Consider the following 11702-nt stretch of genomic DNA (forward strand, 5'->3'; position numbering starts at 1 on the left):
CCTTATTTTACAAAAAAACGATGATTTATACAGTTTAAGCGAATACAAAACAGCCAGCGAGGGTTCACTTCATCCCCGACCTAAAGGTCAGGGTATTCGTGACCCTCTGCGCTCCCATAGTAATAAACTTAGTGCAATGTGTTCTAAGTTACCAGAAGGCCAAAAAGGTGAGGCGTGTGAATTACTTAAAACGGTACGTGAAGAGTACTCAATTGAAGATAAAATTCCTCTCATTAATGATGTTTTAAGTAAATTTTCCTATCAACTGGACATGATTAGTTGTTTAAACAGAATTGATGAAAACCTGAGTTCTGTTAATAAGAAAGTTGATGCATTAATATTCATTTCAAGACATGGAATTAGCGAAGAAATTGTTATTTCAACTGGTTTTCAGCTTGCTGGCTCTGGAGTTCAGCATACTATTACTATCCCCCTACAGGAAATCTCATACACAGAACTAAAAGAAGATCTGGAACGAATAAGGGGAAAAACGATAGATAAATTATCCAAGTTACCGGAAAGGTTAGCTAAGAAGGTCAAAGGATATCTGCTTCTAAATGACAACGATGAAATCCTTGAAAAGTTGACCTGAATTTTCTGTCTTTTCTGATTTTACTTCCAATCCACCAAGATCACCACTAAAATAGAATTTAATAAAGAGAAACAAGCCCCTCCATCCTTTTCTGGTAAAAGAGGTACTGCTGGGCATACCCGCAATAATGACCGAAATACTCCCGTCCCCAGTCCCCCATACAACTCAGGTTTGTGCAGGTTTCAAAGTAACTGTCATCAACATGATAATGCTGGATGATCTGCCTGATGTGGGTATCTACGGGAAAGGCTTCCATTTTCTCAAAGGCGAAAAGGAGGACACAGTCAGCAACCTTTTCCCCGATCCCCCGAATCCTCATAAGGCGTTCCCGCGCATACCTGTACTCCAGACGGTAGAGGACGTTAAGTTCAAGCTCGCCTGAAGCCACTTCTCTTGCTGCCTCTTTTATGCGCTCGGTCCTGAAGCCCAGCTTGCATTTTTCAAGCATGGCGAGGTCTGCGTCTGCAAGGGCCATAGGATCAGGAAAACTGAAATAGCCTTCTTCGAGTTCCTGCCCAAAAATCTGGCTGAGAAGGAAGATCCTTTTCTGAATTGTGGGGATGCTTGAGGCTGTTGCGAGCATGTAAGAAATCAGGCATTCCCAGGGGTTCTGCCTGATCAGGCGCAGGCCTCTGTACTCGTTGATCGCCCTGTTTATCAATAGGTCTTTGTTTATGCTTTCATAGATTGAAGGCAGATTGTCATCCAGACGGAAATAATGAGAGAAAAATTCGGATGGAAGTTTGGAATCGACCAGCAGTTCTCCACTGTCTTTCTCCTGGGAAAGCCGGATAACATGGTCTCCTACAACACCTGTCCACCAGTCTCCTTCCTTTTTCCAGCGGAAGACCTGCCCACAGTCGAGCGTATAGTCAAGGTTAAAAATTACGGGTTTAAGTCTGTACATCCAGTTCAAGCCCCCTTAGAAAAGCCCCTGCAGTTAGAGTGTCCCCGAGCCCCACAGTAGTGATTGGAGATTTGGAAAGCAGCGTAGGAAGTATGCAGATCAGGTAACCTTCCATTAAAGCAAAGGCACCATGCCCGCAGGTTTTTCCACCAAATGCTTCAAGGAAAAGCGTAAGCTGTTTCCTTCCAAAAAGGCTTTCATGAAGTTTGGAAGCCTCTTTTTCGACAAATTCCCGCCCTTCGAGCCTGCCTGAAGCCGCATATGCTCCTGCACACCTGAGCCCGAAGCTCATGGATTCAAGATTTTTACCGGCTGCTTTTAACAGGGCAGGGCTTTCTTTGTCGTCCCATTTTCCTGAAATCCCGGAACCATCAGAAATCTCAGACTCTTCAGAACTCCCTGACTCCCTGGAAATTCCAGAAACACCAGAATTACCAGGCTTAAAGACAGCCAGGACAAACTCCCTTGTGTGAATGAAAAGTTTCCCAAGCCCATGTTGGGAAGCAAGTTTACAGGCTGCCTTTCCTACAACTTCGGCTTCCATCCGCAAAATCCCTTCAGCAGGAATTCCATGCAGGTTGTGAAGCATTGCAAGTTCGTCCTCGTTCATCCCGATGCTGTCTGAGATTCCGGCAAACTTAAGAAAAACAGAATTTGCAATCTCCCTGCTTGAAAAATGCCCGAATTCCAGGTGAACCCTGAGCTTCTCGTTTCCTGCCTTCCAGGCTTTAAGCTGAGCAAAAGAATTCTCAAGGATCTCTTTGTAGGTGCTGCCATCAGGATAAGTTTCTAGCAGGAGATGGAAACCTGAAATGAGTGCCCCATCCATTTCTCCCGCATGCTTCAGGGCATAGTTCTCAAAGGCCGGATTAACGAAGAGCCTGAAATTTAAGTGGTCGCAGGTTGCTATGAAACGGTTTTCCCTCGGAGCCCGGATTTCGGTCCCGTAAAGGGAAAAGGTTTCGCCTTCAGAGAAATCGAACACAAAATGTATGGGGTCCTGGTTGCTGAAAGAGGCAGAGATATGATTTCCAGGTTCTACGTCCTGTTTATTCTCTGTTTGCAGAGGAACATCCGGGAAATATACTGCTTTTTTAGAAAATAGAGACAGTTGGGTCTTCGAAGGAACTGCAACATTAGGGACTACCCTTGAAGCCCCGATTTCGGAAAGGGCATTTGCCATTATCCCGGCGTTTCCGCCCATCCTGACAAGGGATTTTTCAAAATAACGGTTCTTCAGAAACTCAAATACAGCCTGCTCAAAAACAAGCCATTCGGCTCCGCATCCGTTTTTCATACAATATGCGAGCCCTGCCGCAAAATCAGATTCCGAAAGTATTTTTCCGGGAGGTTTTTCGATTTTTTCAAGGATTTCAGTCCTTTCAAAAGCACTCAGCAGCTCCGAAATTTCGGCTCCGCTTATCCGGTATACGGAATCTATGTTTACGTTATAACCGCAAAGTATGTTCATAAACCCTCAGCAGGAAACCCCTGAATCTTTAGCTCAGGGGAGGAATGCGTCAACTTCCCCATCCTACTCTGTTGAATTAGTGTTGTTGTCCTGGCCCTCAATCGTTCACAAATTTTCTTCACATTAACACTATCTGATATTTTGTTTCCAAACATATCCGAAATAGCAAAGAATCCGGAAGATCTTTTGCCTTTTACAAACCCTATTCCCTTACTTGTTTTTACAAGATCGAATTTTCTCAGGTTGAACAGTTTTCCCGTAGGTATTTTCTTTTCAGATCTTTTTCCTGTCCTTTGCTGATAATCCCCCTTGCTAACGTTTCTTTTTAGAAAAACCGAATCTTCTACCTCTACATTCTGATCGTCCCTGCAACAAATAGCAACAGCATCAAAGTAATGTGTTTTTATCAACTTCAATATCTGCTCTCTCCTGTACTTTGTTTCGTACCCGAAAGTCTCTGCAAAATTCCAGCCGGATTTCCGGATTTGGGATTTGAGAATCCCGATTTCAGTTGCATGTTTTGTTTTTGAACTGCTTCCTGAGAGTTTGAATTCTCCATTGTGCAGGGCTTTGTGACAGGTTTCACAGAGCGTTATCAGGTTTTCCGGTGTATCTGTCCCCTGTTTTGATCTAAAAACGATATGATGGCAATGCAGCCTGGAATCCTTTGATTTTCCCCTGCAGTGCTGGCAGGTGTACCCGTCCCTGTCCAGAAAGTAAGCTTTGATATTGTAGAAACCTTTAAGGTCCCCTTCCTGATATCCGATACCGGAAACCTTTGGATTTGTTATTTTGTGAATATCAAAGGAAGCAAGTTCTACCTTCCACCCGGTTACAGGAAGCAGGGATTCCAAAAACATCTTTTCCCGGAAATGAGCTTCAAGTTTGCTTCGGATAGAAGGAGCCAATCTTCCTTCTTTTGTTGAATTTCCCCGGTTATCAAATCTTGAGGGTCTGTACCTTGTTTTTCGCCCTCTTCTGGTTCTCCGGTACATCTTCCGTTGTTCCATCTTTTTCGAAACGTTTTCTCTCAGGTAGATTTCGGACTGATACAACACTTTTCCGTTAGCAATGGCTGCACAGCCCACTACCTTAGAGCCGGTATCCATCCCTGCAGTTACAGGTTGAGTATAGCCACTGCTTCCGAAAAGTAACTTGATGGTGAATGGCGTATTTCTAACAACTTTTGCCTTGCCTGCTTGAAGTAGTTTTCTGGCTTTTGAAGGTTTACAGGGCATTAGTGGTTTTTTGTTTTGATTAATTACGAAAACTAACATATAGTTTTCCTCCGAAGAGTTATGCGTATCCGAATTATGGACTTCAACTTCGTGAAGTTGGAGTGTTACAGCGTAGCTGGAACCAGTCAATTCCGGAATCCGTCCTCCTCTCGATCTGATATGGAAAGGTTTAACGATGCAAGCACTGTCCCTACCTCTCAGGACTGTTTAACCGGCATCCTTAGAGCCTTAAACTGAGGCGACATTCAAGGGTAACTATTTCTTTCCTATCGTTTACCGATTATCCGTTGCTCCGAATCGGTGATCTGGTCAACCAGGGCTTGTTAGACAAGCCCCTGAGTCTTTACAGACTGTCCGACAATTACTATCAATAATATTCAAAATTCATCTTTTTCGATTAAAAGGCTTTATATGCCTTATTTTTTGCATGTTTTTGCCCTTAAATTGAATTGTCGGACAGCCTGTTTAGCTCAGGGGTAATTGACCTAATCGATTCCTGTAGATTCAAATGGAAAGGCAGCCTCTTTTTCAGGCATTCAGATTTGGAATTTTTCGATTCATTACAAGGCGAGGCAGACAGAAAATCTGCCCCATGAGGCTTATTTAAGAGAATTTATTTTTAGAGAATTTATTTTTAGAGCTTATTTCCCTGCCTGTTTCTGTTTTATCCTTGCAAGCATGGCAACAAAAGCTCCTGCTGAAATCGTATCGCCTATTCCTACTGTAGCTTTAGGCCTGTCTACTACCTTGGAAGGGATGAGAATAGCATCATGGTCCGGCCCGTAGATATATCCGTATTCAAACTCATCCGAAGTGCAGAGCTTTCTCCCTGTGCAGTAAAGCTGGAAGTTTTCGAGATCCTCTAACCCCGTAGCTGAGACAGGCACTTCCAGCCCGGCTTCGGCTTCCGTGAGGTTTTCAATTTTTCCATTGAGGGCCTGGGCAGCTGCCAGAACCGAGGAAAAGAGCAGGGAATCCCTGTGTTCTTTAAGGGTCAGAGGATGGCCTTTTGCCAGGATGCAGATGTAAAAGCCAAGAGAATGTACATGGACTCTCTCAAGATCCAGGTCCTTCATGAGCTGGACAGCCCCCTGGTAGAGGGACATAATCCCGTTTTCTCCTTTCTTGATAACGGAATATGATAGTTCCTCATATCCCAGCACGTTCAGGGCATTTGCCACCTCCACGGTGTCAAGTCCCAGGGAGTGCACATGCCTGGCAACAATTTCCGTAAGGATAGCTTTTCTTATAAGTCGGTTCTGGATGGAGGTAAGTTCTACATGAATGCGGAGTTCAGGGTTCAGGGACTTTAGCTTTTCAATAACCTTTACGGAATGTTCGACGTAATCTTTATAGGTGGACCCGTCCTCGTATTCTTCTTTTATCATCTGATACCCGGAAAGCATTGCCCCGTCAATCGGAAGGAGAATATCAAGATGATCGTAAATCTGCTTATCCATGTCCAAGCGAAGCCATTTGGGGCGGGAGGAGATAATCAGGCGGTTATCTCTAGGTACCTTGAAGGTGCTCCCGGCGCAGGTCACTTTCAGGTCTTTGGAATATTCAAATATCCAGTTAACCTTTGAACCGATCTCGGGCTTGAAGGCCTCTCTCGGAGGCTTCAGGAAGACGTTTCCGTTTTCCACCATCGGGTGCAGGATATTGCCCGTAGCTGCAAAGTATTCTGCCTGCTCCTCAGAAAGCCAGGGAACATAAGCCACCACCTTTTTCAGCTCTAACCTGGCAAGGAGATTTGAAATAATCCCTGCCTGGCCGCCCATGCGGGCATAGTCAAAACCCAGGTGCTCCTTCAGCCACTCATGGGTATCTGTGGTATATGCAGGCACTTCTGCGGCTTTCCCTTCCCGCATGGAAATGAGCAGGCGGGCAACAAAGTCCAGAGGTTCTGCGATCTCTCTCGGGTATACCGCAACCCTGTCCTGGACTTCAGCCTCATCAAAAAGCCCGACAATTTTTGGCAGGTCTTCTTCAGTCAGGTGTCTGATAGCATCGATATTGCTGTTATAAGCTACAAACATCCCGTCCAGATAAGGAAGGGCTTCTTTTGCATCGTAAAACGCTTCTTTATGGCGCTGTTCCCATTCTTCTATGTCCACTTACGTAAACCCCCTGGGAATAAAATAAAGTATCCGGAATTAAGAAATTTAATTGACCTTGAATAGGAAAATAAATCAAAATAAAAGAAAATAAATCAAAATAAATCCGGGTTTTTGAGTACCCGGGGTTATCCTGCTTTATATTCACCCTATTTCCTATTTTACGCTTATTTTATTTAACTTTGTGTAGATTGCAGACCTGAGGTCAGGCCAGACTGATCTGGTCAGGTTGATCTGGTCAGGTTGATCTGAATTCGAAATCACGCTGTATAGTCTGCATCAATTTAAGATCAGGTTGTATAGTCTGCATCAATTTAAGATCAGGTTGTATAGTCTGCATCAATTTAAGATCGTGCTGTATAGTCAACATCAATTTGAGATCATGTTGTATATTCTGCATTAATCCTTACATAATCATAAGTCAGATCGCAGCCCCAGGCAGTTGCGGACTCCTTTCCCATTCCAAAGTCAAGGGTGATGATAATTTCCTCATTTGCCATTATTTTTTTCAGGAGTGCAAGATCTGAAGCCCTGGAAATTTCTCCGGACTTCACAAGTTCGACTTCTTCTTCCCCTCCTGAGAAAGATAGGGAAAGCCTTTCCTGCTCAAGTTCGGCGCCCGAATATCCGGCAGCAGCCACAACCCTGCCCCAATTTGGGTCCTTCCCGAAGATTGCGGATTTGACCAGAGGTGAGCGTACAATAGCTTTTGCAGCAAGCCTGGCGTCTTCATAAGTTTTTGCACCTGTGACCCTGGCTTCGATAAGTTTCGTGGCTCCTTCCCCATCCCTCGCCATCTTTTTTGCGAGGTCCGTAAACACGTAAATCAGCCCTTCCTCAAACTCGTCGAGGCACTCCATACAGGGCTTGACCCCGGACTTACAGGTGGAGGTGAAAAGTACCATATCATTCGTGCTTGTATCTCCGTCGACGACAACCATGTTGAAGGTTTTATCAACAGCTCTCCTGAGAGCCGCATCCAGGACATCTGCGGGCACTTTTGCATCGGTATATGCAAAGCAGAGCATGGTCCCCATATTGGGCTCGATCATGCCCGAACCTTTTGCAATTGCCCCTATCCGGACTCCGCAGTCGAGTTCCACAGCCACCTCTTTTAAAGCTTTATCGGTGGTCATAATCGCCTTTGCAGCTGCCCGGCTGCATTCAGGGGAGCTGCCAAGCCCATCAAGGACTTCAGGGAGATGTTCCCGGATCCAGGAAATGTCAAGCCTTCTGCCAATCACCCCTGTTGAGGCAACGGCAACGGTATCAGGGGCGAGGTCAAGCTTTTCAGCGAGCATTGAAGCCATTTCCATAGCATCCAGAAACCCGTCGTCGCCTGTAAAAGCATTGGCATTCCCGCTATTTGCAATTACAGCCGAAAGCCTCTGCTCGGTTTCGATAAGTTCTTTGCTCAGAATAACCGGAGCTGCAATTACCTTATTCTTTGTAAAAACACCTGCTGCAGGGCCTTCCGCGCGGATGACCGCAATTCCCATTTTTCCGGGTTTTATCCCGTTTGCAGATACGCCCCTTACTGCACATATTCCACCCTCGATTTGCTTCACGAAAACCCTCCTTTCAATCAAAGCTTTGCAAGGCCTTCAATAATATCTCCACGCGTGACAATTCCTACCACATGATTATTTTCCATTACCGGAAGCCTGTTGATCCTGTGCCTGATCATAAGTTCGGAGGCTTCTTCAACAGAGGCTTCGGAAGAGATTGTGCGTACATCCTTTGTCATCATCTCTTCAACCTTTGTAGAGCCAACATCGGAAAGCATTTTTTTAGTATCTTCCCAGCTAAGGAGTTCCCTTATAGGGACCTCTATGACTTCAAAAGGGCTTGGAAGCCAGAGATTTCCTTTTTCGGGCATTACAAGCAGCTTAAGCAGGTCAGCCTCACTTACTATCCCTACAAGCTTTCTGCCCTCAAGTACAGGAGCTCCACTGATATTGTTCACCTTAAGAACTTTTGCAGCTTCCCGGATTGTATCATCAGGTTTACAGAAGACAACGTTAGGGTTCATGACATCTTTTACTTTCATCGGACTACCCCAGAGATAAATTCCATTCTTTATTTTAATCCGTCACCAGTTAGGTTATCAAAAATGATCAAAATGTGATCAAATATCTTCAAAAGATGTTATCAAACATCTCTTTGGGTGTAACCCTACACCCTCCACTCCGTCTGCAAATGCTTTTGGAGTTGCTTTCCTGATTATATTCAGAGCTCCGTTGACGTCGGCGTTGATAATTATCCCAGTTGCGGATTTGAATAAACCCCGTTTGATTCGTCTGCCGACATATTTAGCTCTGTGTTCTACAGGTTCGTTATCAAGGAAACTACATTTTGATGTATGGCTTTCTTCTTGAAGAACAACTTCTATGTTGACTTCCTGAGCTTTGTACTGGATCATCTCAATTAACCTGGCCAGGGGGAGCTGAACAAATTTCTGGTTGTTTTTTCGTCCCATGTTAACGTCTTGCTTCCAGTTTTCGTTTTTGCCAATTATGATTGATTTGACATCGTTCTGGATAGCGTAGTTAACGATTCTACGGCTAAGTTTGTGGAAATAATCCTTTATCATATTGTTTCGTTTGAAGTCAAGTTTTGCTAATTTACTACCCCATTTAATTTTAGCCAGATCGTATACATGTTGAATCCTGGCTTTTTCCATGTTATAAAACTGATTAATGTTGTTTGCAGTATTGCCCTTAACAACAATTGGTTTTACACCAAAGTTGTTTGCGATAGTTGCAATGTTGCGAACACCAGGATCAATTCCTAAAACCCGACTGGAGTTAATTTCATCCTCAGAAACTGTTTTGTCGTACACGATTTCACACGTATACTTATTTGCGTTTGGGATTACCCGTACTTCTCTGAGGTCCACATCAACTAATCTGGTTTTCAATTCCAGGTTTACTACTTTTGGGAATTTGAGTATACCATTAACGATTTTGCACTGCTGGTTTGTGAACACCAGGATGTGTTTCCCATCTTTGTGTTTGTATTTGGGCGGTTTAGGGCGTCCCATAAACAATTCTGGGGACTTTGCGTATACTTTTAATGCTTTGAAGAACGATTTCCAGCTTTTTTCCAGTAGTTTAAGTACCTGTTGAGCAGTCTGTGCTGGCAATGCTCTGTACTGTTCTGTATTTTTTAGCATTGAGTAAAGCTGTTTATACCAGATATCTTCACCTTTTTCACCAGTTTCCTGGTAAAGCTTATCATTTTCAAAGAATCTTTGCCTTATTATGTAGTTGGCAGTATTAAACAGGTTTTTAGAGGCGTGAGCCAGGACTGAAACACTATTTGATTTAAATTGTATTTGCTCAGTCCTTGTCACGAGTGCCATTTATGCCAATCTCCAGCTTTTAGACGAGTATATTGATAGATAATATCAAATGATGATATAAGTTACCATTGTTACCATTTTTCATACCCATATGTTCTCGCCTGTTCGACCTTTACGGCGCTGCCGCAGGCAGCCAGAGCCCGCGAGTCTCAGCCAGCCCGAACATAAGGTTCATGTTCTGGATAGCCTGCCCTGACGCTCCTTTTACAAGGTTATCGATTGCTGAGAGCACTACAACCCTGTTATTTTCTTTATCTGCTTCAAAACCTATGTCACAGAAGTTAGAGCCCCTGACCGCAGTAAGGGAAGGGACTCCTCCCGGAAGCCGGACAAAGGGCTTGCCCCTGTAAAACTCCTCATAAATCCCCTGCACATCTCCGGTCGAAAGAGGCTCTTTTGTAAAGAGATGAGCAGTTGTAAAGATCCCCCTGATAGACGGGATCACATGGGGAGTAAAGTTGATGTTCTTGAGCTTTCCGTCCAGTCTTGTCAATTCCTGGAAAATCTCAACCCTGTGCCTGTGGGCTGTAAGCTTATAACCGACAATGTTTTCTGCGAGGTTCGGATAATGAGAGGTTTCCGTAGGTGAGATCCCGGCCCCTGAAATCCCTGTTTTGGAGTCAAAGACTGCAATATCTAGTAACCCTGCTGCCGCGAGAGGGGCTGCTGCAAGGATTGCTCCGGTAGGAAAACAACCCGGGTTTGCCACAAACTCTTCCTTTGCAGCTTCAGGGTGAAGTTCTACTAACCCGTACACTGTTTTCCTGGGATCTTTGTGCTCCATTCCATAAATTTTTTCAAATACCGGGATATCAAGCCTGTAGTCTGCGCTGAGATCGATTACCTTTGTGCTGCCGTCGAGCAGTTCAGGGACATAATTCATAGCAGTCCCGTGAGGCACCGCTAAAAAAACAACATCACAGCGCTCCCTGAGGTCTTCAGGATCCGGATTTTCATACTTTAAGTCCAGAAAACCTTCAAGGTGCCTGTGAGTGCTTGTTACGGGTTTTCCTGCGAGACCCCGCGAAGTTGCCAGCTCAAGACTGACATCGGGATGGTTTACCAGTAAGCGGAGGAGTTCCCCTCCTGCATATCCGGAAGCTCCTATAATTCCTGCCTTAATCATAAGTATTCACTGCCAGTGTAATGTCAATACAAGATAATTAAGCTTGTTATCGAAAAAAACCAGAGAGAGGGCTTTAAGGACTGTTGACCGGGGAGAAAAATAGGCTCATAAGAGCCATTCCGGCTCTATAACCATCTACCCTTTGGCCTCAACCAATGTTCATTATAAAAATGTACAGGAAATTTTACTAATGGTGACCCCCTTATGTGAGGAATCTGCATAGCCCGCAGAAACGACTGACGAATCCAGGCATGTTAGAATGAAAACAATGGCAATTGAGATTACCGTCCAGATAACAGGAGCGGTTCCTCATTCTGTTGAGACATTCACTATTGAAGAATTCTTGGCCGCCATATTACTCCCGGAATAGAAATATCATTCAATTAATATTAATACAGTCCAGTTTAAATTTTTATATAAATAAGTGTGTTCAAAAAAATTTGGAGCAGGTTAAGATCAGCTTCATATAAGCTTCAATCAAGAACATACATATGAAAAGCCTGTAGTAAAAGGTAAACTATTTTACCTTTATCAGCCTTCTTTTCTGCAAGAAGATTCTTCTGAGTGCTGACTTCCGGAGGAACAGGAGGAAAAAAACTTGAGCAAAAAAAAGATAATTTACCTTGCAGGCCCACTCTTCACGCATGCCGAACTCGAATACAACAGGAAACTGAAGGATATGCTGCTCAACAATGGCTTTTCCGTTTTTTTGCCCCAGGAAGACGCAGAAGATGCGGCACAGGAGCGCGAAAGACAGAGCCAGGAATGTATATTCAGGAAGTGTGTGGAAGGTGTGGATACCTCAGACCTTGTTGTTGCAATTCTTGACGGTGTGGACGTGGACTCCGGGACAGCCTGGGAGATAGGTTATGCCTATGCAAAAGGAA

Annotated in this window: 10 protein-coding genes; 2 read left to right on the top strand and 8 right to left on the bottom strand. The window is 44.2% G+C overall.

Annotated features, from left to right (window positions below):
* On the top strand, positions 1–592 hold a 592-nt coding region (locus PHF18_RS17520; protein ID WP_300104952.1), incomplete at its 5' end, for a hypothetical protein.
* Positions 593–650: 58 nt separating this feature from the next.
* Here the strand turns inward: PHF18_RS17520 and PHF18_RS17525 are convergent.
* The 8 genes from PHF18_RS17525 to argC all read right to left on the bottom strand — a co-directional run bounded on the left by PHF18_RS17525 (position 651) and on the right by argC (position 10815).
* Positions 651–1499, bottom strand: coding sequence for a DNA-3-methyladenine glycosylase (locus tag PHF18_RS17525; RefSeq protein WP_300104953.1), 849 nt, complete (start codon positions 1497–1499; stop codon positions 651–653).
* Positions 1486–2970 carry an ADP-dependent glucokinase/phosphofructokinase gene (locus tag PHF18_RS17530; RefSeq protein WP_300104956.1) on the bottom strand — a complete coding sequence of 495 codons (1485 nt, stop codon included), beginning with the start codon at positions 2968–2970 and terminating at the stop codon, positions 1486–1488. The genes PHF18_RS17525 and PHF18_RS17530 overlap by 14 nt, the downstream gene beginning before the upstream one ends.
* Entirely contained in the window at positions 2967–4337 is a 1371-nt protein-coding gene (gene iscB / locus PHF18_RS17535) for an RNA-guided endonuclease IscB (RefSeq protein ID WP_300104957.1), read from the bottom strand. Before iscB ends, PHF18_RS17530 begins: the two co-directional genes overlap by 4 nt.
* Positions 4338–4849: 512 nt before the next feature.
* The gene (gene pfkC, locus PHF18_RS17540; RefSeq protein ID WP_300104959.1) at positions 4850–6325 is read right to left on the bottom strand and encodes an ADP-specific phosphofructokinase; all 1476 of its coding nucleotides are present in this window, start codon (positions 6323–6325) and stop codon (positions 4850–4852) included.
* Positions 6326–6705: 380 nt separating this feature from the next.
* Positions 6706–7893 (bottom strand): bifunctional ornithine acetyltransferase/N-acetylglutamate synthase, encoded by a 1188-nt coding sequence (gene argJ, locus PHF18_RS17545; RefSeq protein ID WP_300104960.1) that lies wholly within the window; start codon positions 7891–7893, stop codon positions 6706–6708.
* A gap of 17 nt (positions 7894–7910) precedes the next feature.
* Entirely contained in the window at positions 7911–8375 is a 465-nt protein-coding gene (locus PHF18_RS17550) for a CBS domain-containing protein (protein WP_300104961.1), read from the bottom strand.
* A 78-nt stretch (positions 8376–8453) separates the two neighbouring features.
* Positions 8454–9689, bottom strand: a complete 1236-nt coding sequence (locus PHF18_RS17555; RefSeq protein WP_300104962.1) for a transposase — start codon at positions 9687–9689, stop codon at positions 8454–8456.
* A 112-nt stretch (positions 9690–9801) separates the two neighbouring features.
* A complete protein-coding gene (gene argC, locus PHF18_RS17560; protein ID WP_300104963.1) occupies positions 9802–10815 on the bottom strand; it encodes an N-acetyl-gamma-glutamyl-phosphate reductase in 1014 nt (337 codons plus the stop codon).
* Between the two features lie 598 nt (positions 10816–11413).
* Here argC and PHF18_RS17565 point away from each other — a divergent pair.
* On the top strand, positions 11414–11702 hold a 289-nt coding region (locus tag PHF18_RS17565), incomplete at its 3' end, for a nucleoside 2-deoxyribosyltransferase (RefSeq protein ID WP_300104964.1).

Origin of the sequence: Methanosarcina sp., assembly GCF_028693135.1 — an archaeon.
Classification (GTDB): domain Archaea; phylum Halobacteriota; class Methanosarcinia; order Methanosarcinales; family Methanosarcinaceae; genus Methanosarcina.